The 21,099-nt window shown below is 61.0% G+C and carries 16 protein-coding genes, 2 tRNA genes and 3 rRNA genes; 6 read left to right on the top strand and 15 right to left on the bottom strand.

Annotated features, from left to right (window positions below; all coding sequences use genetic code 11):
- Positions 1-47: 47 nt before the first annotated feature.
- The 4 genes from BXE_RS28970 to BXE_RS28950 all read right to left on the bottom strand — a co-directional run bounded on the left by BXE_RS28970 (position 48) and on the right by BXE_RS28950 (position 2,218).
- Complete coding sequence (locus tag BXE_RS28970; protein WP_011491674.1) at positions 48-566, bottom strand: periplasmic heavy metal sensor; 519 nt, start codon at positions 564-566, stop codon at positions 48-50.
- Positions 563-988 carry a hypothetical protein gene (locus BXE_RS28965; RefSeq protein ID WP_011491673.1) on the bottom strand — a complete coding sequence of 142 codons (426 nt, stop codon included), beginning with the start codon at positions 986-988 and terminating at the stop codon, positions 563-565. Before BXE_RS28965 ends, BXE_RS28970 begins: the two co-directional genes overlap by 4 nt.
- Complete coding sequence (locus tag BXE_RS28960) at positions 985-1,545, bottom strand: RNA polymerase sigma factor (RefSeq protein WP_011491672.1); 561 nt, start codon at positions 1,543-1,545, stop codon at positions 985-987. Before BXE_RS28960 ends, BXE_RS28965 begins: the two co-directional genes overlap by 4 nt.
- A 352-nt stretch (positions 1,546-1,897) precedes the next feature.
- Positions 1,898-2,218 carry a YXWGXW repeat-containing protein gene (locus BXE_RS28950; protein ID WP_040125374.1) on the bottom strand — a complete coding sequence of 107 codons (321 nt, stop codon included), beginning with the start codon at positions 2,216-2,218 and terminating at the stop codon, positions 1,898-1,900.
- On the opposite strand from BXE_RS28950, the gene BXE_RS46035 reads away from it, so the two are divergent.
- On the top strand, positions 2,217-2,426 hold the full coding sequence (locus BXE_RS46035) for a hypothetical protein (RefSeq protein ID WP_148223022.1): 210 nt from the start codon (positions 2,217-2,219) through the stop codon (positions 2,424-2,426). The genes BXE_RS28950 and BXE_RS46035 overlap by 2 nt on opposite strands.
- Positions 2,427-2,534: 108 nt before the next feature.
- Positions 2,535-3,227, top strand: a complete 693-nt coding sequence (locus BXE_RS28945) for an HAD family hydrolase (RefSeq protein WP_011491670.1) — start codon at positions 2,535-2,537, stop codon at positions 3,225-3,227.
- 89 nt (positions 3,228-3,316) lie between these two features.
- Here the strand turns inward: BXE_RS28945 and BXE_RS28940 are convergent, their stop codons facing one another.
- Positions 3,317-3,709 (bottom strand): carboxymuconolactone decarboxylase family protein, encoded by a 393-nt coding sequence (locus tag BXE_RS28940; protein WP_011491669.1) that lies wholly within the window; start codon positions 3,707-3,709, stop codon positions 3,317-3,319.
- 299 nt (positions 3,710-4,008) lie between these two features.
- On the opposite strand from BXE_RS28940, the gene BXE_RS28935 reads away from it, so the two are divergent.
- Positions 4,009-4,257, top strand: coding sequence for a hypothetical protein (locus tag BXE_RS28935; RefSeq protein ID WP_040124753.1), 249 nt, complete (start codon positions 4,009-4,011; stop codon positions 4,255-4,257).
- 110 nt (positions 4,258-4,367) lie between these two features.
- Here BXE_RS28935 and cyoD read toward each other — a convergent pair whose 3' ends face one another.
- From cyoD to BXE_RS28910, 5 genes are all read right to left on the bottom strand, one after another.
- Positions 4,368-4,700, bottom strand: coding sequence for a cytochrome o ubiquinol oxidase subunit IV (gene cyoD, locus BXE_RS28930; RefSeq protein ID WP_011491667.1), 333 nt, complete (start codon positions 4,698-4,700; stop codon positions 4,368-4,370).
- Positions 4,701-5,306: a cytochrome o ubiquinol oxidase subunit III gene (cyoC, locus tag BXE_RS28925; protein WP_011491666.1), complete on the bottom strand. Its 606-nt coding sequence runs from the start codon at positions 5,304-5,306 to the stop codon at positions 4,701-4,703.
- A complete protein-coding gene (gene cyoB, locus BXE_RS28920) occupies positions 5,306-7,294 on the bottom strand; it encodes a cytochrome o ubiquinol oxidase subunit I (protein WP_007177066.1) in 1,989 nt (662 codons plus the stop codon). Before cyoB ends, cyoC begins: the two co-directional genes overlap by 1 nt.
- A gap of 3 nt (positions 7,295-7,297) precedes the next feature.
- On the bottom strand, positions 7,298-8,191 hold the full coding sequence (cyoA, locus tag BXE_RS28915) for a ubiquinol oxidase subunit II (protein WP_011491665.1): 894 nt from the start codon (positions 8,189-8,191) through the stop codon (positions 7,298-7,300).
- Positions 8,192-8,561: 370 nt separating this feature from the next.
- Positions 8,562-10,118 (bottom strand): NADH-quinone oxidoreductase subunit M, encoded by a 1,557-nt coding sequence (locus tag BXE_RS28910; protein WP_011491664.1) that lies wholly within the window; start codon positions 10,116-10,118, stop codon positions 8,562-8,564.
- 687 nt (positions 10,119-10,805) lie between these two features.
- Here BXE_RS28910 and BXE_RS28900 point away from each other — a divergent pair.
- From BXE_RS28900 to BXE_RS28890, 3 genes are all read left to right on the top strand, one after another.
- On the top strand, positions 10,806-11,543 hold the full coding sequence (locus BXE_RS28900) for an ABC transporter ATP-binding protein (RefSeq protein ID WP_011491662.1): 738 nt from the start codon (positions 10,806-10,808) through the stop codon (positions 11,541-11,543).
- Positions 11,533-14,103, top strand: coding sequence for an FtsX-like permease family protein (locus tag BXE_RS28895; protein WP_040124757.1), 2,571 nt, complete (start codon positions 11,533-11,535; stop codon positions 14,101-14,103). The genes BXE_RS28900 and BXE_RS28895 overlap by 11 nt, the downstream gene beginning before the upstream one ends.
- A gap of 167 nt (positions 14,104-14,270) precedes the next feature.
- Positions 14,271-15,440, top strand: a complete 1,170-nt coding sequence (locus BXE_RS28890) for a lipocalin-like domain-containing protein (RefSeq protein WP_011491660.1) — start codon at positions 14,271-14,273, stop codon at positions 15,438-15,440.
- Positions 15,441-15,563: 123 nt separating this feature from the next.
- On the opposite strand, the gene rrf is transcribed toward BXE_RS28890, so the two are convergent.
- From rrf to BXE_RS28865, 5 genes are all read right to left on the bottom strand, one after another.
- Positions 15,564-15,677 (bottom strand): 5S ribosomal RNA (gene rrf, locus BXE_RS28885).
- A gap of 175 nt (positions 15,678-15,852) precedes the next feature.
- Positions 15,853-18,734, bottom strand: a 23S ribosomal RNA gene (locus BXE_RS28880).
- 294 nt (positions 18,735-19,028) lie between these two features.
- Positions 19,029-19,104, bottom strand: a tRNA-Ala gene (locus tag BXE_RS28875).
- An 81-nt stretch (positions 19,105-19,185) separates the two neighbouring features.
- Positions 19,186-19,262, bottom strand: a tRNA-Ile gene (locus BXE_RS28870).
- A gap of 78 nt (positions 19,263-19,340) precedes the next feature.
- A 16S ribosomal RNA gene (locus BXE_RS28865) occupies positions 19,341-20,871 on the bottom strand.
- Together the 16S, 23S and 5S rRNA genes with 2 tRNA genes alongside form the textbook arrangement of a ribosomal RNA operon.
- Positions 20,872-21,099: the final 228 nt, after the last annotated feature.

Here is a 21,099-nt window from a genome sequence, read left to right as displayed (position 1 = left end):
CAGCCTTCGGCGAATCCGTCGCGGCCGCCTCGCTTTTTTACGGCGCTTCAATCTCCCGACGGCTCGCTCGACGCCTGCCTGGCAGCCCTGTTCGCATTCGCCGGCGGCTCGGGTTCACGCCACTGCCCACGCAGTTTCAGACTGTCCGCGAACTGGACCCGCTCCTCGGGCGACAAGGTCGCCGCGAAATCCGCCACACCGCCCTCCACTTGCGCGCGCAGGTGGCTGTCGGCTTCGCGCGTTCGGGCGAGCGCGGCGTCCAGCGCCGCGCGATCGAATTGCGGCGCCGCCAGCAGACGCAGCACTTCACGGCGACCTTCACGACCTTCGCGGGCGTATTGCCGAGCCTCGCGACGGGCGTTTTTCAGGCTGTCGAGAAACGCTTTCTGCCGCCCGGCAGGCAGCGTCTGCGCCGCGAAGCGCAGCGCGCGCTGTTGTGCCAGTACGGGTGCCGCCGCGCCATGCGCGGCAAACCATTGATAAGCACCCCCGACGATCGCGCCCACCAGAAACACATTCAGCACCAGCGAGACCACCAGCACGATTTTCAACGACCGGCCGTTCATTCGTCGCTCCAATCGGCGGACGAACCACCGAAACCCGAAGTTAAATAAGACGACTCATGCGCCGGCGGCGCCTGCTGCGCCGTGCTCGCCAGAACGAAGAACGAGACGGCAAACGCGCCGGTCACACCGCCGAGCAAGCCCACACCCGCCATCGCCGCGCCCGACCACCACCAGCGCCGCCGCGGCACAGCCTGTTGCGCCGGCGCGCTGTCGAGCACGCGCGCGAGCAGAGCCGCGCCCGGCGGCTCGACCTGGTCGACCGCGAGCCATGCATCGACGCCGGCCGCCTCCGCCAGCAGCGCATCGGCTTGCGCGCGATGCGCCTGCGCCCACGCCTGCGCCGCCGCGCGCTCCGGTTGCGGCCAGCGGCGCGGCTCGGCGCCGTAAGCCTCGACGATCTGATGGAATCTTTCGGGCGTCATGACTTGTCCTTGCTAAGGCCGCTGCCGGCCAGTTGAGCACGCAGGTTGCGGCGTGCGCGGGCCAGCAGACTTTCCAGCGCATCGACGGTGATACCCATGAGGGCTGCGGCGTCGATGTTCGACATCTCCTGGTAGTAGTTGAGCACCAGCGCCTCGCGCTGCCGTGCCGGCAACGCCGCGAGGGCGTCACGGACCCGCTGATGCCGGTCCCGCGCTTCGAGACTGGCCTCGGGGAGCGCGGCGGGATCGATCTCGTCGGGCATTTCGTCGCGCGGCTCTTCACGCCGGCCGCGCAGCCGGTCATAACAGAGATTGAGCGCGACGCGATGCACCCATGTGTCGAACTTCGCCTCGCCTTCCCGCCAGCGCGACGCCTGTTTCCAGATGCGCACGAACACTTCCTGCGCCACGTCCTCCGCTTCCATGCGGTCGCCCAGCATGCGGGTGGCGAGCGCGAGCAGACGGGGGAGCTTGCGCGAAACGAGCGAGCGCACGGCGGCCGGATCCTGGCGGCCGACCTGTTCGAGCAGTTCCGCATCGGGATCGCGTTCGCTCAAGGCACGGCGCTCCCCGGCGCAAGTGAATGGCGCCGCGCGGCCCACGTCACGGGACGAGCCGCGTTCACCGGACGCCTCCGGTTCCGATGCATCTCACGCTCGCGTCACCTCATATGGATCGTTGCGCATCTGTTCGAGCGGCAAGTGCGAGCCGCGACTACGGCATGCCGCGCGGCGCGCGGCTGCCGTCAATATACGACGACCGCCGGCCGATAGTAGGCCGGCCGTGCCGGATACACCACACAGCCGGCGAGCGTAGCCACCAGCAGCACTATTACGAGCGTTTTCATGGCGATCTGCCTCGGTGGGGAACGCGACGCGTGGAGGGACTTCGGGCGCGATGGTGCCCGGCTCAGGCCCAGTGGCCTTCGATCCAACGCCAGTTAGGTCCGCGCTGCACCCAGTGCCCAGGCACCCAGTGATACCCGGCGCGCACCGGCCTCCAGTGGCCGCCTACCCAGACATAGCGGCCTTGCTCCCAGCGCCAGCGGCCTTGATCCCATACGTAGCCGGCACGCGGCGCCGGAACGACCTCGACGCGCGGCGGCGGCGGTGCCATCGGCGCGACGATCACGGCCTGCGCGAAAGCCGGCGCGGCGAAGGTCGCGGCGGCGCACGTGAGCGCAACGGCCAGCGTGGAAGTGAGAAGGCGAACTGGTCTGGTGAATGTCATGCTGGTTGCTCCCATCAAAAGCCGAAGCCAGAAGCGGCTTCGTTTCTTCTTGAACGCAGCGGCGGGAAAAACCCGTCGCTGCGCGTTGTTGAAATTTCGAAAAGGGGAGAAGGATGCGCGAAAAAGCGCGCTGGGACGCGAGACGCAGGGTCGCAGCCGTTCGCGTGCCGCCGTGCGGCGTCAGCGGAATGAAGGGCATGAGGGCTGAGATTACGGCCTTGGCGCAAGGGGCGCTCACACTACCCGTGAGCAGCAGCGTACGGGCCGGTGAGGTATCCTTGCCGGTTTCCCCGATCTCTATCCGCACCCTGCCCCGATGGCCGATTTCCCCTTCGACGCCGTACTCTTCGACTGCGACGGCGTGCTCGTCGACTCCGAACCCATCACCAACCGCGTGCTCACTGAAATGCTCGGCGAACTCGGCTGGCAGTTGAGCGTGGCCGAGACAATGCGTATTTTCGTCGGCAAGGCGGTCAGGGACGAAGCCGCGCTGATCGAAGCGCGCACCGGTTTCGCGATCACGACGGATTGGCTCATGCAGTTTCGCGCGCGCCGCAATGCGGCGCTGGATCTCGAGCTGAGAGCGATTTCCGGCGCGCCGTCGGCGGTGCGCGAGTTGCATGCCGCGCTCGACGGACGCATTGCGGTCGCATCCGGCGCCGACCGCATCAAGGTCGAATTACAGCTCGTGAAAGCCGGGATTCTGGACTGCTTCGAAGGACGGATCTTCAGCGGCCACGAAATGCCCCGCAGCAAGCCCTATCCCGATGTCTATCTCGCCGCGGCGGCGGGTCTTGGTGTGGACCCGACACGCTGTGCCGTGGTCGAGGATACCGTCACGGGCGCAACGGCGGGCGTTGCCGCGGGCGCCACGGTGTTCGGCTATTGCCCGGTCGAGCTCGGCCACAGCAGCGCGACCGCATTGCACGGCGCGGGCGCCGCGCATGTGTTCAGGGACATGGCCGAGCTGCCCGCCCTGCTCGCGGGATGGCGCGGTGGATCGCGCTAGCCGCGCGCGCTGCCTCTGCATGAGCTGACTGCATGAGCTAACCGCAGCACGCTGCCCGCCAAGCTAATCACGCCAGCCAGCCGCGGCGGCTACTCGAAAGCCGGATCGATCGGCACGCGGTAGCCGACCGCGAGCCGGTTTGTTTCGTTGGCCATGCCCACTACCGCGAGCAATTCGCCGAACATCTCGTCGGTCATGCCGGCGCGGCGTGCTGCCGCCGTATGGCTGGCCACACAGTACCCGCAGTTGTTCGTCACGCTTACCGCGACGTAGAGCAGCTCCTTGACGAGCGGATCGAGCGCGCCAGGCGCCATCACATCTTTCAGACTGTCCCACGTGCGCGCAAGTGTGGGCGGATGCTGGGCAATGTACTTCCAGAAGTTGTTGACGTCGTCGACCTGACGGGTCTGCCTGATATCGTCGTACACGGCTTTGACTTCCGGCGACGCCGCGGAATACTCGACGGCTTTGAGCTGACTCATGGGTTCTCCTTACCTTGCAGACGGGAATCGGCGAACTGTGCGCACGGTTCATGGTTGCGGTCTATTGTGCCGTGATTTTCAACGCGCTTCACGCCTGCATGACGGGTAGACGAATGTCTGCGATTTGCCGACACCGGCCCGCGGCCAGTTGGCCGGCCTCCATCACACATGTCCGCGAAAACCCCGGAGAAACATGCGCCGCGCTGCTTTACGGCTGGTGGCATGGTGTGTGCAATCGAGTGGCTCGAGTGCGGCGATCTCCGCACTCCTTGATCCACTCACTCCGCTGGAGACCCACCATGAAAACGCTCGTCCTCAAAGACCTGGCCCGCATCGACGAACTCGACCGTGCGGCGTCGCTATCCATTCGCGGCGGCATTGCCTGCCTGACACGTGAAGCGCCTTCCGCCTGCCCTGGCGCACTGGAACCCGTGCTCGTGCGGCGCGGCTGGAATCCTTGTCCACCGGTTCATTCCGGCTGCGGACCGGTCTACTTCCCGTTCGGCAAGCTGCCGTTGCACGCGGAGCCGACCGTGGTGCCGCTGTAATGCGCAATCACGGCCAGCAGGAAAGCAAGAAAGCAAGAAAGCAAGAAAGCAAAAAACCCCGCAAGACTTTCGCCTTGCGGGGCTCCGTTATGACCGCTCAGGTTGCCGGTCTAGCGGGACATCATGTGCATGCTGACGTTGTGCATGACCCACAACGTGCCGCCGATCACGATGATCGCGGTCAGCAGCGTGAAGGCAAACGCCATCACATTCCAGCGCTGCTCGGACGACGTATTCATGTGCAGGAAGAAAACCAGGTGCACGACGATCTGTACGAACGCGAGGCCCGCGATCGCGAACAACGCGTGCTCGCCCGTCAACTTCCCTGTCATGACGAGGCCGAAAGCCGCGACGGTCAGAATCACGGAGAGAACGAAGCCCGCCGTATAGCTGCCGATGCTGCCGTGACTTTCGCCTGCGTGGGCGTTATGGCTATGGTCCATTTAGATCACGCTCGCAAGATAGACAAAGGTGAAGACGCCGATCCACACGACGTCCAGAAAGTGCCAGAAAAGGCTCAGACACGTCAGGCGGATCATGTCGCGTTCGGTCAGGTCGCGATGACGCATCACCTGGACGGCGAGCACCACCATCCAGATCAGGCCGCACGTAACGTGCAAACCGTGCGTGCCGACCAGCGTGAAGAACGACGACAGGAACGCGCTACGGCCAGGGCCGGCACCTTCGGCGATAAGGTGCGAGAACTCGCGCATTTCCAGCGTCAGGAACGCGAGGCCCAGCAGGAACGTCACGGCGAGCCAGAACAGCAGCACACCCTTCCTGTTCCTGTGCGCGCCCAGCATCGCGAAGCCGTACGTGATGCTGCTCAGCAGCAGCATCGTCGTTTCGAGCGCGACGCCGGGAATCTCGAAGAGATCCTTACCGCTCGGGCCGCCGGCGAACTGGTGGCCCATCACCGCGAACACGGCGAACAGCGCCGCGAAGATGACGCAGTCGGTCATCAGATACAGCCAGAAACCGAATACCGAATGCGACGGCACGTGATCCGGCGCGAGATGCGGCTGGACCGCAATAGTCTTCTGTAACATCAGTCCACCTCCAACGCGACCTGGGCACCCGTGCCGCTGTGCTTCTCTTCAATCAGCGCAACCGTGTCGGCCGGGATGTAATAGCCCTCGTTTTTCATGAAGCTATAAACGATCACCGTGCCGATCGCACCGACGAGACCGACGATGGCCAGCCACCAGATGTGCCAGACACCGGCAAAGCCGAGCACCAGCGAGAACAGACCCACCAGCAGACCCGCCGACGTGTTCGACGGCATGTGAATGTCGCGATACACCGGTTGTGCCGGCTTATCCTTGCGCGACTTCATATCGCCGAACGCGTCCAGCTTGCGCACCGTCGGGATGATCGCGAAGTTGTACACCGGCGGCGGCGAACTCGTTGCCCATTCCAGCGTATTAGCATTCCACGGGTCGCCCGTGAGGTCGCGATTCTGCGGCAGATTGCGGTCGCGGATACTCACGTACAACTGCGCCAGCTGGCACGCAATACCGATAGCGATCAGGACCGCGCCGACCGCGGCGAAGACCAGCCACGGATGCCATGCCGGATTGTCGTAGTGATTCAGACGGCGCGTCATGCCCATGAAGCCGAGCACGTACAGCGGCACGAACGCGACGTAGAAGCCGATCTGCCAGAACCAGAACGCGGCCTTGCCGAGCTTTTCGTTCAGCTTGAAACCGAACACCTTCGGGAACCAGTAGTTGAAGCCCGCCAGATAGCCGAACAGCACGCCACCAATGATCACATTGTGGAAGTGGGCGATCAGGAACAGGCTGTTGTGCAGCACGAAGTCCGCGCCCGGAATCGCCATCATCACGCCGGTCATGCCGCCGATCGTGAAGGTGATCATGAAACCGATCGTCCACAGGATCGGCGTGGTGAATTCCAGACGGCCCTTGTAGATCGTAAACAGCCAGTTGAACACCTTCACGCCGGTCGGAATCGCAATCACCATCGTCGCAATGCCGAAGAACGCATTCACATCCGCGCCCGACCCCATCGTGAAGAAGTGATGCAGCCAGACGAGGAACGACAGCACCATGATCGCGCAGGTCGCCCACACCATCGTCTTGTAGCCGAACAGCGGCTTTTTGGCGAAGGTCGCCACGACTTCCGAGAAGATACCGAACGCCGGCAGGATCAGGATGTACACCTCGGGGTGACCCCATGCCCAGATCAGGTTCAGGTACAGCATGGCGTTGCCGCCGGCGTCGTTGGTGAAGAAGTGCATGCCCAGATAGCGGTCCAGGCCCAGCAGCGCGAGCGTGACGGTCAGGATCGGGAACGACGCCATGATCAGCACGTTGGTGCACAGCGTGGTCCACGTGAACACCGGCATCTTCATGAACGTCATGCCCGGCGCGCGCATCTTCACGATCGTCACGAAGAAGTTCACGCCCGTCAGCAAGGTGCCGATACCGGAGAGTTGCAGACTCCACAGGTAATAGTCGACCCCGACGCCCGGACTGAACTGCAACTCGGAGAGCGGCGGATAAGCCAGCCAGCCGGTTTGCGCGAATTCACCGATCACCAGTGAGACGTTGATCAGGATCGCGCTGACCGCGGTCATCCAGAAGCTCAACGAGTTGATGAACGGGAACGCCACGTCACGTGCGCCGATCTGCAGCGGCACGATGATGTTCATCAGGCCGATCATGAAGGTCATCGCCATGAAGAAAATCATGATGACGCCATGTGCCGTAAACACCTGATCGTAGTGATGCGGCGGCAGATAGCCCGGGTTGATGTAGGCCAGCGCCAGTTGCAGGCGCATCATGATCGCATCGGAGAAGCCGCGCAGCAGCATGATCAGCGCCACGATGATGTACATGATGCCGAGCCGCTTGTGGTCGACGGAAGTCAGCCACTCCGTCCACAGATAGCGCCATTTGCCGAGATAGGTGACCGTGCCGAGCACGGCCAGCCCGACGAGCGCCATGAAAATGCCCGCGCCCACGATGATTGGCTCGTGATACGGAATCGCATCGAGCGTAAGTTTTCCGAACATGCGTTACCCCTTAGGCCCACAGTTGGCGTCCTTCATGTTGTCGAGGACGTTACCGTTGTTATATCGGGCAATGATGTTGTGAAAGAGCTTCGGATCGACCGTCGAGAAGTAGCGCACCGGCTCCTTCTCGGTCGGCGCGGATACCGTGTGGTAACGGTCCATGCTGAGGTTGTCCGACGAAGCGCGCACTTTCGCAACCCACGCGTTGAACTCCGCCGGCGAAGTGGCGAGCGCGCGGAACTTCATGTCCGAGAAACCCTTGCCGCTGAAATTCGCCGCGGTGCCCGCGTAGTCGCCGGCTTCGTCCGCGATCAGATGCAGACGCGTCTGCATGCCTGCCATCGCGTAGATCTGGCCGCCGAGTTGCGGGATGAAGAACGAGTTCATCACCGTGTCCGACGTGATCACGAAGTTCACCGGCGTGCCGACCGGGAACGCCAGCTGGTTCACGGATGCAATGCCGAGGTCCGGATAGATGAAGAGCCACTTCCAGTCGAGCGCGACAACTTCGACGTTGATCGGCTTCACCTGCGACTCGAGCGGCTTGTACGGATCGAGCTCGTGCGTGGTTTTCCACGTCAGCACGGCAAGGAACAGAATGATCAGCGTCGGAATCGTCCAGATGGCGATTTCGATACCGGTCGAATGCACCCAGCCCGGACGGTACTCCGCGCTTTTGTTCGACGCACGGTAACGCCATGCGAACAGCAGCGTGAGTGCGATCACCGGAACGACCACGATCAGCATGGCCCAGGTGGACGTGGCAATCAGCTCACGTTCCGCCAGACCCACACTCCCCTTCGGATTCAGAATATCGAGGTTGCCGCAACCCGAGAGCAGCAACGCGAGGCTGGCGGAAAGGAAACTTGTCGACCCTCGCAGAGTCTTTCCTTTCATAACCGTTGCCTCTCTTTTACGACTTCAACAAACGTCATTCGACCGGTCTCCCAATAGTAAGCGCTCGCATAATAGTGGGACGATTTGCCGCGATAAACCCTCGTTTCTGCAACGATCTATTGCGCCGCAATACAGTGCGACACGTTGCCGCACGCCTGCGCGCGGGTGCGCGCCTCTCATGCTCCATTGCGGAGCATCGGGGGAATCTGAAAATCACAAAGTCCCTTCAAACAGGCACTAAAACGCGGCGCGAGGTGAGTGATCGCGCCGCGTAGGTGCATGCGAAGAGACTGGGATGCGGAAGAAAAAAGCGGGTTGGCGAAGCAGCATTCGTGAGGCAAATGCTGCAACTGCGCAGTAGTTCGTTCGATCAGCCCGGCGAGCGGGTTCTCGCGGCCACGAGCGCGGGCGCCGCGGCTTGCAGATGTTCGCCGCCTTCGGCCGGCGCAGTGTCCGAGGGATGAACCGGGCGCTCCGATTGAGCCAGCAGCGTGCCGACCGACGGATCGATCGCATCGGTGAACGGCTTCGGATCGATGCCGATGGCGAGCACCAGCAACGCCATCGCGCCGAGCAGCACGAACTCGCGCTTGCCGAGGTCCTTGAGGTTCGCCACGCGCGCGTTCGCAATCGCGCCGAAGATCACGCGCTTGTACATCCACAACGTGTAGGCCGCGCTCAGAATCAGCGTGGAAGCGGCGATTGAGCCGATCCAGAAATTGAAGCGGATCGTGCCCATCAGCACCATGAATTCGCCGACAAAACCCGAGGTGCCAGGCAGGCCGATGTTGGCCATGGAGAACAGCATCACGAACGCGGCGAAACGCGGCATGGTGTTGGCAACACCGCCGTATTCGGCGATCGACGCGGTCTTCGTGCGGTCGTAGAGCATGCCCGTGCACAGCAGCATGGCGCCGGACACCACGCCGTACGACAGCATCTGCACGATCGCGCCGGCCTGGCCGATACGGTTGAAGACGAACAGGCCGAGCGTCACGAGACCCATGTGCGCGACCGTCGAATACGCGAGCAGGCGGCGCATGTCGGTCTGCACGAGGGCCAGCAGGCTCGCGTAGATCACCGCGACCAGCGAGAGCGTGATCATCATCGGCGCGAAGAAGTGGCTCGCCTGCGGCGCGATCGGCAACGCGAAACGCAGCAGACCGTAGCCGCCCAGCTTCAGCATGCCGATCATCACGGCAGCACCGGTCGGGCCGTCGAGGTGAACGTCCGGCAGCCACGTGTGCAGCGGCCACATCGGCACCTTCACGCCGAAGGCCGCGAGGAAACCGAGAAAGATCAGAACCTGCGGCCAGGTGCCGAGGTGCGTCTCACGCCACAGCGCGAGGTCGAAGCTGTGCGTCTGGCTGTACAGGTACAGCATGGACATCAGCATCATCAGCGAGCCGAGGAACGACACGAAGAAGAACTTCACCGCGGCATACGTGCGGTTCGATTGCCCCCAGGTGCCGATCAACAGATAGAGCGGAATCAGCGTCGCTTCGAACGAGATGAAGAACAGCATGCCGTCGAGCGACGCGAAAACGCCCTGCATGAAACCCGACAGCATCAGGAACGCGCCGAAGTACTGCGCGGTCCGCTCCGTGATCGACTCCCACGAGGCCACCACGATGATGATCGTGGTGAGCGCGGTCAGCGCGACGAGCCATAGTGAGATCCCATCCACGCCCACATGCCAGGCGATATCGAACGTGGGCGACCACCTGACGTTCTCGACGAACTGCATCGACGTGACGTCGTTGCGGAAATTCGACACCAGCGGAATCACCGGCAGGAAACCCGCAACCGCGCCGGCCAGCGCGAGCCACCGGGTGCGACTACGTGCCGCGTCGGATCCGGCGCGCAAAACAATCAGGCCCGCGACAATGGGAATCCAGATAAGAAGGCTGAGAAGAGGCAATGGCATGTGCTCTGTCTAAAACTTGAAGTACAAAACGCCGCATCAACGCCTTCAGAATGCAAGGCATTGAAATGGATATGTAGGCTTGGTTTCGCTGAAATGGACGTCGAAGCGGTGGTGTCCGCTACACGTTTACCCGCAGTCGAATGACCGAGGGTGGGAGATTACCAAGATAAGAATACTTTTGCAGCGCAACACTGCCGAAACGCCATTGACAACGCAGTATTGCCGCGCGCGGCCTTGCGAAACGAATAAAAATGTGCAGATGCACAAAGCCATCCGCGCGGATGGCCGACGGCGAATTTGCGCGAAAAAGCCTGCAATTGAAATGCTGTTGTTGAATTTTGCGTGAGCACTTCAGAACGCGTTTGAAGTCCGAGTACAAAATGCCGAAACGCGGCACGTCGAGGGTATGAATTTCGGGGGGCGGCGAAAATTTTTACCCGTTCGCGGACAAAAAAAATTTTTGACCGATCGCTCCGATTTGACTCCTGCGCACGGCGTCCGGGAAGACCGGGATCAATCGGCCGCGCGCATTGCAAGCCGGTTGCGGCCGTGCGCCGAGCTTCTGCGAGCCTTACAGAAGCCGCATATACTTCGGCGATTCAAGCCAATGTTCGTGCACGCGCGCGTCGCATCATCCGCCCGTCTGAACGCCCCGCCCGCTTGTCCGCCACACTTTTCGGAAACCGCATGCTGCTTCGTGAGGAAAGCGTCGTTCCCGCGCTCGAGTGCCGTGGATTGAGCAAGACGTACGGCGCAGGCCGCATCGTGCTGGCGCACCTCGATTTCACACTCGCGCCGGGCGAGTTCGTCGCGATCATGGGCGATTCCGGCGTCGGCAAATCGACGCTGCTCAATCTGGTAGCCGGCCTCGACAGCGCGGATAGCGGCGACGTGATCATCGACGGCAGCGTCGTCTCGCGTCTGGACGACAACGCGGCCACCCGCTTGCGCCGGCAGAAACTCGGCTTCGTCTTTCAGGCGTTTCACGTGCTGCCTCACCTGACGCTCGCGCAGAACGTGGCGCTGCCCCTGTTGTTGAACGATCTGCCTACTGCTGCCGCGCTCGACATGCTCGCGGCCGTCGGTCTCAGCGGACGCGGTGACGACTTTCCACGCCAACTCTCGGGCGGCGAACTACAGCGTGTCGCGATCGCGCGGGCCCTCGTGCATCGCCCGAAACTGATTCTCGCCGACGAACCCACGGGCAACCTCGACCCCGACACCGCCCACGACGTGCTCGCCCTGTTCCGCGCGCAAAGCAAGGCGACCGGCGCGGCCACGATCATGGTCACGCACTCGGAGGCCGCCGCGGCCGTTGCCGACCGCATCCTGATCCTGAGCGACGGCGGTCTGCACGCTTCGTCCCGCACCTCCGCGCCTTTCGGTTCGCGCTCCCCCGCAGCTTCCGCCGACGATGTCCACTGATTCACGCGCGCGGCCACGTGTGCAAGGGCATCGCGTTCTCGCGCGCTGGCTGCTGGGCGCCGAGTGGCGCAGTCACCGCGGACGCGCGCTGGTTGCGATAGCAACGATCGCGCTCGGCGTCGCGCTCGGTTACGCCGTGCAACTGATCAATAGCACGGCCTTCAACGAATTCTCCGCAGCGGCGCGCAGCCTGTCGGGCGAGGCCGATCTGCAGGTGCGCGGCGCCCAACCTCTGGCCGACGAAGCCATCTATCCGCAACTCGCGAACGCGCCCGGTGTCGCGCTGGCCAGCCCCGTGCTCGCGCTCGACGTGACCGTGCCCGAGCGGAGCACGGCACTGCCGGTGCTCGGCATCGACGTGTTCAAGGCAAGCCGTATCGCACCCGACCTGACCGGCGTGCCCGCGCCGGACCGGCCGCTCGATACGCTCGCAGCGGACACCGTGTTTCTCTCGCCGGCAGCCCAGCAATGGCTCGACGTGAAAGTCGGCGACGACGTGGCGCTGCGAAGCGGCACCTCGATCGTGCATTTGCGCGTGGCCGGCGGCATTGTCAGAACGCGGCCAGGCCAGCGGCTCGCGGTCATGGATATCGCCGCGGCGCAGTGGAAGTTCGGCAGGACCGGCAAGTTGTCGCGCGTCGATGTGCAACTCGAACGCGGTGTCGACAGGGAACGCTTCAGGCGCGATCTGCAAGCGCGGCTCGGCAGCCAGTGGGTCGTCTCCGAAACCCGCGATGCCGAAAGCCGCACCGATCGCCTCTCCCGCGCCTACCGGATCAATATGAATGTTCTCGCGCTGGTGGCGTTATTCACCGGTGCGTTTCTGGTGTTTTCGACGCAGGCGCTAAGCGTCGTGCGACGCCGCGCGCAGTTCGCCATGCTGCGCGTGCTCGGATTGACGCGCGGCCAGCTGCTGCGTCAGATTCTGCTGGAAGGCGCATTGTTGGGCCTGCTCGGTTCACTCGCGGGGCTCGCGCTCGGCTATGCGATGGCGAGCGGCGCGCTGCATTTTTTTGGCAGCGACCTGGGTGGCGGCTATTTTCCGGGCGTGCAGCCGCAAGTGGGCTTCGAACCGCTGGCGAGCGCGTTGTTCCTGATACTCGGACTCGCCGTTTCGATATTGGGCAGTCTTGCTCCCGCGCTGGAAGCCGTACGTGCCCGGCCCGCCGCGGCGCTCAAAGCAGGCGCCGAAGAAGGCGCGTTGGCGCGGCTCGCTACACCGTGGCCGGCGCTGCTATGCCTGCTGGCCGCCGCCATTCTCACGCAGTTGCCGCCGCTGTTCGATGCGCCGATTGGCGGCTACGTGGCGGTTGCGTTGCTGCTGGTCGGTGGGATCGCGCTGATGCCGCGCGTGACCGCGCTCATCTTCGGCGCGGCGAGCCGTGCGGTTGCAACGCGGCGCCGCCCCGGCGCGGTCGGCACGCTGGCGCTCGCGCGCCTTGCGAACGCGCCGGGGCATGCTTCGATCGCAATGGGCGGCGTGCTGTCGAGCTTCGCGCTGATCGTTGCGATGGCAATCATGGTGGCCAGTTTCAGGGTTTCCGTCGAAGACTGGCTGGTGCATCTGCTCTCCGCCGATCTCTATGTGCGCGTCGCGCCAAACGGCGATACCGGCGGTCTGCGGCGCGACGAACAATCCCGGCTGGCCGCCGTGCCCGGCATCAGGACAGCCGCATTTACGCGTATCTCGCGTCTCGCGCTCGACCCCGCGCGGCCCGACATCGCGTTGCTCGCGCGTGAAATCGACGCCGCCGATCCGGGCGCGAATCTGCAGATGACCGGACCGGCGCTGCCCCCTTCCGGACTTCGCGCGGATGAAACACCTGTTTGGGTATCCGAAGCAATGGTCGATCTGTATGGATACAGGCCGGGCCAACGTGTGCAATTGCCGCTTGGCGAGCGCGGTCACGTATTCGTGGTGGCCGGCGTATGGCGTGACTATGCGCGGCAGACCGGCGCGATCCAGATACGGCTCGCGGATTACCGGCGCTTGACCGGCGACAGAAGCGCGACGGATGTGGCCGTCACCGTTGAACCGGGGATTAGCGTCGAGCGGGTTATCGCGGGGCTGCGCGCGCTGCCCTTCGGGGCATCGCTGGATCTGTCGCTGCCGGGCGAGATTCGTGCGCGCACGCTGGTGATCTTCGATCGCAGTTTTGCGGTCACCTATCTGCTCGAGGCGGTCGCTATTGTGATCGGCCTGTTCGGCGTGGCCGCGACGTTCTCCGCGCAAACGCTCGCGCGAGCCCGTGAGTTCGGCATGCTGCGGCACGTCGGCGTGACGCGCTCGCAAGTGCTCGCCATCCTGGCGCTCGAAGGCGGCATGCTCACCGCGTGCGGGATTGCAATGGGCTTCGTGCTCGGCTTCGCGATCAGCCTGATCCTGGTGTTCGTCGTCAATCCGCAGTCGTTTCACTGGAGCATGTCGCTGCACGTGCCGTGGACGGCGTTAGGCAGCGTTGCGTTGGTGATGCTGGCGTCGTCGTGTTCGACGGCGGTGATAGCGGGACGCGGCGCCGTGTCGGTGGATGCAGTGCGCGCGGTGAAGGAGGATTGGTGATGCGGGCGCTCTCGCATGAGTTGGCACGGCGGATTGTGCGTGTGGCGGCAGCGCGTGTTGATCTGGCCAGCGGTGGATCTCAGCTTGCCTTGCGGCGGTGCGCGCTTCCGGTGGCGCTCCTGGTTTCGGGTGGGACCGCGTCGGCCGGCATGTCGATCGCGCGCGAGATGTCATGCCGGATGCCTGGTGAGATGCCACTTGTTGAGTCCACGCGTACGGTCCGTCCGCGCATACGTCGGCGGATTCGCGGCTGGCTGTCTATCGGAATGCTGACTGCGTCGACAGCATTCGCCGCTTCCCCCGAATTCGCCGCGGTCACACCCGGCCATGCAATCGCGCTCCCACAAGACAGCGGCGCGCACGCGGCCTTTCGCACCGAATGGTGGTATGCGACGGGTTGGCTCACTACGCCCGACAATCGGCCGCTCGGTTTTCAGATCACCTTCTTTCGTTCCGCAACCGGGCATGACACTGCGGACCCGAGTGCGTTCGCTCCTTCGCAATTGATCATCGCCCATGCCGCGTTGAGCGATCCCGCGCTCGGCCATCTTGCGCACGATCAGCGCATTGCCCGCCAGGGTTTCGGCCTCGCCTATGCGAAGCCAGCGAATACCGATGTCAAACTCGATGCATGGAAAATGATCCAGACCGCTGACGGTCGCTACAACGTCACTGTCGACGCGGACGGCTTCTCCTTGCAGCTCACGTTGACGCCGACTCAAGCACCTTTGATTCAGGGCGAACGTGGCTATTCACGCAAAGGTCCGCGACCCGAGCAGGCGAGCTATTACTACAGCGAACCGCAACTGCGCGTGACTGGCAGCGTGGTTCGACCGGTGGCGGCGGGCGGTCCGTCGCATGGCGAGACTGCGGTGACGGGTATGGCGTGGCTCGATCACGAGTGGTCGAGCACATTGCTCGACGCCGATGCCGTTGGATGGGATTGGCTGGGCGCCAATCTCGACGACGGTTCTGCACTGATGGCATTCAAGGTTCGTGGTCGCGATGGACACGCTGTCTGGACACACGCGGCATTTCGCCAACGCGACGGCGAAGTCTCGACGTTCGGCGCCGATCAGGTTGACTTTACGCCACGGCGCATATGGCGCTCGCCGCGCACGAACACATCCTATCCGGTGTCGATGACGGTCAAAACCGGCGCGCTGACATGGCAACTCGATCCGCTGATGGACGATCAGGAGCTCGATTCGAGGCAATCGACGGGCGCGGTGTACTGGGAAGGTGCGGTGCGGGTGAAACGCGAAGGCGTGGAGGTGGGGCAGGCGTATCTGGAACTGACGGGCTACGCGGAGGCGGTGCGGCTGGGGAAGGAGTGAAGGCGGGTTTTGCGCGGCGGTTTTGCGCGGCGGTTTTGCGCGCTGCTTCTGTTCTGGATGGTGTGGGCGGTAAACGCAGAAACCCCACCTGTGTTGGGGTGGGGTTTCTGATGCTGCTTGGGAGCCTGACGATGACCTACTTTCACACGGGTAATCCGCACTATCATCGGCGTGGAGTCGTTTCACGGTCCTGTTCGGGATGGGAAGGGGTGGGACCGACTCGCTATGATCATCAGGCATGACTTGTTGCCGCGCTGGATCTGGGGCCAGCGAGGCCAATCGGGAAGAAGTAGTTTCTGGTGATGCTCACCAGGGGTGGAGCGTGGGGTTGTGTTGTTTCTGCTGGCACAACACGGATCACTCAACCGTGCGTGTCCTGTTTCCCCCTGTGGGGGCAAGACACACCTGTTATAGGATCAAGCCTTACGGGCAATTAGTATCAGTTAGCTTAACGCATTACTGCGCTTCCACACCTGACCTATCAACGTCCTGGTCTTGAACGACCCTTCAAGGGGCTCGAAGCCCCGGGGATATCTCATCTTAAGGCGAGTTTCCCGCTTAGATGCTTTCAGCGGTTATCTCTTCCGAACATAGCTACCCGGCGATGCCACTGGCGTGACAACCGGTACACCAGAGGTTCGTCCACTCCGGTCCTCTCGTACTAGGAGCAGCCCCCTTCAAATATCCAGCGCCCACGGCAGATAGGGACCAAACTGTCTCACGACGTTTTAAACCCAGCTCACGTACCTCTTTAAATGGCGAACAGCCATACCCTTGGGACCGGCTACAGCCCCAGGATGAGATGAGCCGACATCGAGGTGCCAAACACCGCCGTCGATATGAACTCTTGGGCGGTATCAGCCTGTTATCCCCAGAGTACCTTTTATCCGTTGAGCGATGGCCCTTCCATACAGAACCACCGGATCACTATGACCTGCTTTCGCACCTGCTCGACTTGTCGGTCTCGCAGTTAAGCACGCTTATGCCATTGCACTATCAGCACGATTTCCGACCGTACCTAGCGTACCTTCGTACTCCTCCGTTACACTTTGGGAGGAGACCGCCCCAGTCAAACTGCCTACCATGCACTGTCCCCGGTCCGGATAACGGACCAAGGTTAGAACCTCAAACAGACCAGGGTGGTATTTCAAGGTCGGCTCCACGCAGACTGGCGTCCACGCTTCAAAGCCTCCCACCTATCCTACACAGACCGGTTCAAAGTCCAATGCAAAGCTACAGTAAAGGTTCATGGGGTCTTTCCGTCTAGCCGCGGGGAGATTGCATCATCACAAACACTTCAACTTCGCTGAGTCTCGGGAGGAGACAGTGTGGCCATCGTTACGCCATTCGTGCAGGTCGGAACTTACCCGACAAGGAATTTCGCTACCTTAGGACCGTTATAGTTACGGCCGCCGTTTACCGGGACTTCAATCAGGAGCTTGCACCCCATCATTTAATCTTCCGGCACCGGGCAGGCGTCACACCCTATACGTCCACTTTCGTGTTTGCAGAGTGCTGTGTTTTTATTAAACAGTCGCAGCCACCAGTTTATTGCAACCCCTTCACCCTTCTGGCGCAGGCCAGTCAGGCTACAGGGGCGTACCTTATCCCGAAGTTACGGTACCAATTTGCCGAGTTCCTTCTCCCGAGTTCTCTCAAGCGCCTTAGAATACTCATCTCGCCCACCTGTGTCGGTTTGCGGTACGGTCTTGTTAAACTGAAGCTTAGAGGCTTTTCCTGGAACCACTTCCGATTGCTTCTTCACCGAAGTGAATGGCCTCGCACCCTTGAATCCTGCGCCCGGATTTGCCAAAGCGCCTTCTCCAATGCAAGGACCGGGACTTCCAACACCCGGACAACCTTCCGCGATCCGTCCCCCCATCGCATTTAACAATGGTGCAGGAATATTAACCTGCTTCCCATCAGCTACGCATTTCTGCCTCGCCTTAGGGGCCGACTCACCCTACGCCGATGAACGTTGCGTAGGAAACCTTGGGCTTACGGCGAGGGGGCCTTTCACCCCCTTTATCGCTACTCATGTCAGCATTCGCACTTCCGATACCTCCAGCACACTTTTCAATGCACCTTCGCAGGCTTACGGAACGCTCTCCTACCATGCATATAAATATGCATCCGCAGCTTCGGTATATTGCTTAGCCCCGTTACATCTTCCGCGCAGGACGACTCGATCAGTGAGCTATTACGCTTTCTTTAAAGGATGGCTGCTTCTAAGCCAACCTCCTGACTGTTTTAGCCTTCCCACTTCGTTTCCCACTTAGCAATATTTGGGGACCTTAGCTGGCGGTCTGGGTTGTTTCCCTCTTGACACCGGACGTTAGCACCCGATGTCTGTCTCCCGTGATTGCACTCTTCGGTATTCGGAGTTTGCTATGGCGTAGTAATCCGCAATGGACCCCACAACCATGACAGTGCTCTACCCCCGAAGGTGATACACGAGGCACTACCTAAATAGTTTTCGGAGAGAACCAGCTATTTCCAGGTTTGTTTAGCCTTTCACCCCTATCCACAGCTCATCCCCTAACTTTTCAACGTTAGTGGGTTCGGACCTCCAGTACGTGTTACCGCACCTTCATCCTGGCCATGGATAGATCACCTGGTTTCGGGTCTACACCCAGCGACTGAATCGCCCTGTTCGGACTCGCTTTCGCTACGCCTGCCCTAATCGGTTAAGCTTGCCACTGAATGTAAGTCGCTGACCCATTATACAAAAGGTACGCCGTCACCCTCTTTCAAAGGCTCCGACTGTTTGTATGCATGCGGTTTCAGGATCTGTTTCACTCCCCTCCCGGGGTTCTTTTCGCCTTTCCCTCACGGTACTGGTTCACTATCGGTCGATCACGAGTATTTAGCCTTGGAGGATGGTCCCCCCATCTTCAGACAGGATTTCACGTGTCCCGCCCTACTTCTCGCATACCTAGTTCTTCCATGATGTTTTCGTCTACAGGGCTATCACCTGCTATGGCAGCACTTTCCAGAGCTTTCGACTAACACTACGGATAAAGAATGCAGGCTGGTCCCATTTCGCTCGCCACTACTCTGGGAATCTCGGTTGATTTCTTTTCCTGCGGTTACTTAGATGTTTCAGTTCACCGCGTTCGCTTCACGCAGCCTATGGATTCAGCTACGGATGACCCATACGGGCCGGGTTTCCCCATTCGGATATCGGAGGATCAAAGCTCGTTTGCCAGCTCCCCTCCGCTTTTCGCAGGCTACCGCGTCCTTCATCGCCTGTGATCGCCAAGGCATCCACCACATGCACTTGTTCGCTTGACCCTATAACGGGTGTGTCTCTCGATACACACGCTACAGGTTGAGTATTCGTGTTGCGCCGTATTCCAAAGCAATCTTTCGATCACCTTTTCATACATTGATACAATCACAACCCTGATTCACCTACTCGCACACCCATCTCTAAGTATGCTTTCGTGAATCTCCTTACTACTTCTTCCTGATTGTTAAAGAACGACAGCCGATATCACGGTTGCTATAACCATGTATCACTCTGACTGGCTCAATCGCCAATGCACAACGCTCTGCTTCTCTCGCAGAACGCTACGCATTGAGGATTGGTGGAGGATGACGGGATCGAACCGACGACCCCCTGCTTGCAAAGCAGGTGCTCTCCCAGCTGAGCTAATCCCCCAGTCATGCACACACCAGATCCGCCCTGCCCCCTTCGGGGGTGGGATGCCCGTAAGCGCTAAAGCGCCAACGGTCATCGACATGGTGGGTCTGGATGGATTCGAACCATCGACCCCCGCCTTATCAAGACGGTGCTCTAACCGGCTGAGCTACAGACCCCTGAGTCTGTCTGCGTTTCTGTCTTCAATTTCACAGCCGATAAGCGTGAGCGCTCAACGCTTGACACGTTAGCTCGGGAAAGGAGGTGATCCAGCCGCACCTTCCGATACGGCTACCTTGTTACGACTTCACCCCAGTCATGAATCCTACCGTGGTGACCGTCCTCCTTGCGGTTAGACTAGCCACTTCTGGTAAAACCCACTCCCATGGTGTGACGGGCGGTGTGTACAAGACCCGGGAACGTATTCACCGCGGCATGCTGATCCGCGATTACTAGCGATTCCAGCTTCACGCACCCGAGTTGCAGAGTGCGATCCGGACTACGATCGGTTTTCTGGGATTGGCTCCCCCTCGCGGGTTGGCGACCCTCTGTTCCGACCATTGTATGACGTGTGAAGCCCTACCCATAAGGGCCATGAGGACTTGACGTCATCCCCACCTTCCTCCGGTTTGTCACCGGCAGTCTCCCTGGAGTGCTCTTGCGTAGCAACTAGGGACAAGGGTTGCGCTCGTTGCGGGACTTAACCCAACATCTCACGACACGAGCTGACGACAGCCATGCAGCACCTGTGTTATGGCTCCCTTTCGGGCACATCCACCTCTCAGCAGACTTCCATACATGTCAAGGGTAGGTAAGGTTTTTCGCGTTGCATCGAATTAATCCACATCATCCACCGCTTGTGCGGGTCCCCGTCAATTCCTTTGAGTTTTAATCTTGCGACCGTACTCCCCAGGCGGTCAACTTCACGCGTTAGCTACGTTACCAAGTCAATGAAGACCCGACAACTAGTTGACATCGTTTAGGGCGTGGACTACCAGGGTATCTAATCCTGTTTGCTCCCCACGCTTTCGTGCATGAGCGTCAGTATTGGCCCAGGGGGCTGCCTTCGCCATCGGTATTCCTCCACATCTCTACGCATTTCACTGCTACACGTGGAATTCTACCCCCCTCTGCCATACTCTAGCCCGCCAGTCACAAATGCAGTTCCCAGGTTAAGCCCGGGGATTTCACATCTGTCTTAGCGAACCGCCTGCGCACGCTTTACGCCCAGTAATTCCGATTAACGCTTGCACCCTACGTATTACCGCGGCTGCTGGCACGTAGTTAGCCGGTGCTTATTCTTCCGGTACCGTCATCCCCCCACCGTATTAGGGCAGAGGTTTTCTTTCCGGACAAAAGTGCTTTACAACCCGAAGGCCTTCTTCACACACGCGGCATTGCTGGATCAGGCTTGCGCCCATTGTCCAAAATTCCCCACTGCTGCCTCCCGTAGGAGTCTGGGCCGTGTCTCAGTCCCAGTGTGGCTGGTCGTCCTCTCAGACCAGCTACAGATCGTCGCCTTGGTAGGCCTTTACCCCACCAACCAGCTAATCTGCCATCGGCCGCCCCTGTAGCGCGAGGTCCGAAGATCCCCCGCTTTCCTCCGCAGAGCGTATGCGGTATTAATCCGGCTTTCGCCGGGCTATCCCCCACTACAGGACACGTTCCGATGTATTACTCACCCGTTCGCCACTCGCCACCAGGGTTGCCCCCGTGCTGCCGTTCGACTTGCATGTGTAAGGCATGCCGCCAGCGTTCAATCTGAGCCAGGATCAAACTCTTCAGTTCAAACCTGTTACTGTTTTTCGGGCTCTTCCGAGCCCGGTCGCTCACTCAACGTACTGACGAATGATCCAACCATCTTGCGACAGTCAAACCTTCCTTTCATTACTGTGTGAGACCTGATACTTCTGCTTTACGGCAGATCCCGGAAGATCCACCCCGCATCGCGCATCAAGCGCCCACACTTATCGGCTGTTAATTTTTAAAGATCGGGTCCGCATTCACCACCAAACC

Source organism: Paraburkholderia xenovorans LB400 (assembly GCF_000013645.1).
GTDB classification, from domain to species: domain Bacteria; phylum Pseudomonadota; class Gammaproteobacteria; order Burkholderiales; family Burkholderiaceae; genus Paraburkholderia; species Paraburkholderia xenovorans.
Note: the sequence above shows the minus strand (reverse complement) of the source record. Positions and strands in the feature narration are given on the sequence as shown.

What these genes read in the sequence shown, in the direction of transcription:
- BXE_RS28900 (WP_011491662.1), top strand. Translation starts at nt 10,806, where the DNA reads ATGCTGCTTCGTGAGGAAAGCGTCGTTCCCGCGCTCGAGTGCCGTGGA.
- BXE_RS28970 (WP_011491674.1), bottom strand. Translation starts at nt 566, where the DNA reads ATGAACGGCCGGTCGTTGAAAATCGTGCTGGTGGTCTCGCTGGTGCTG.
- BXE_RS28890 (WP_011491660.1), top strand. Translation starts at nt 14,271, where the DNA reads ATGTCATGCCGGATGCCTGGTGAGATGCCACTTGTTGAGTCCACGCGT.
- BXE_RS28950 (WP_040125374.1), bottom strand. Translation starts at nt 2,218, where the DNA reads ATGACATTCACCAGACCAGTTCGCCTTCTCACTTCCACGCTGGCCGTT.
- BXE_RS28895 (WP_040124757.1), top strand. Translation starts at nt 11,533, where the DNA reads ATGTCCACTGATTCACGCGCGCGGCCACGTGTGCAAGGGCATCGCGTT.
- cyoD (WP_011491667.1), bottom strand. Translation starts at nt 4,700, where the DNA reads ATGGACCATAGCCATAACGCCCACGCAGGCGAAAGTCACGGCAGCATC.
- BXE_RS28910 (WP_011491664.1), bottom strand. Translation starts at nt 10,118, where the DNA reads ATGCCATTGCCTCTTCTCAGCCTTCTTATCTGGATTCCCATTGTCGCG.
- cyoB (WP_007177066.1), bottom strand. Translation starts at nt 7,294, where the DNA reads ATGTTCGGAAAACTTACGCTCGATGCGATTCCGTATCACGAGCCAATC.
- BXE_RS28945 (WP_011491670.1), top strand. Translation starts at nt 2,535, where the DNA reads ATGGCCGATTTCCCCTTCGACGCCGTACTCTTCGACTGCGACGGCGTG.
- cyoC (WP_011491666.1), bottom strand. Translation starts at nt 5,306, where the DNA reads ATGTTACAGAAGACTATTGCGGTCCAGCCGCATCTCGCGCCGGATCAC.
- BXE_RS46035 (WP_148223022.1), top strand. Translation starts at nt 2,217, where the DNA reads ATGCTGGTTGCTCCCATCAAAAGCCGAAGCCAGAAGCGGCTTCGTTTC.
- BXE_RS28935 (WP_040124753.1), top strand. Translation starts at nt 4,009, where the DNA reads ATGAAAACGCTCGTCCTCAAAGACCTGGCCCGCATCGACGAACTCGAC.
- BXE_RS28940 (WP_011491669.1), bottom strand. Translation starts at nt 3,709, where the DNA reads ATGAGTCAGCTCAAAGCCGTCGAGTATTCCGCGGCGTCGCCGGAAGTC.
- BXE_RS28965 (WP_011491673.1), bottom strand. Translation starts at nt 988, where the DNA reads ATGACGCCCGAAAGATTCCATCAGATCGTCGAGGCTTACGGCGCCGAG.
- cyoA (WP_011491665.1), bottom strand. Translation starts at nt 8,191, where the DNA reads ATGAAAGGAAAGACTCTGCGAGGGTCGACAAGTTTCCTTTCCGCCAGC.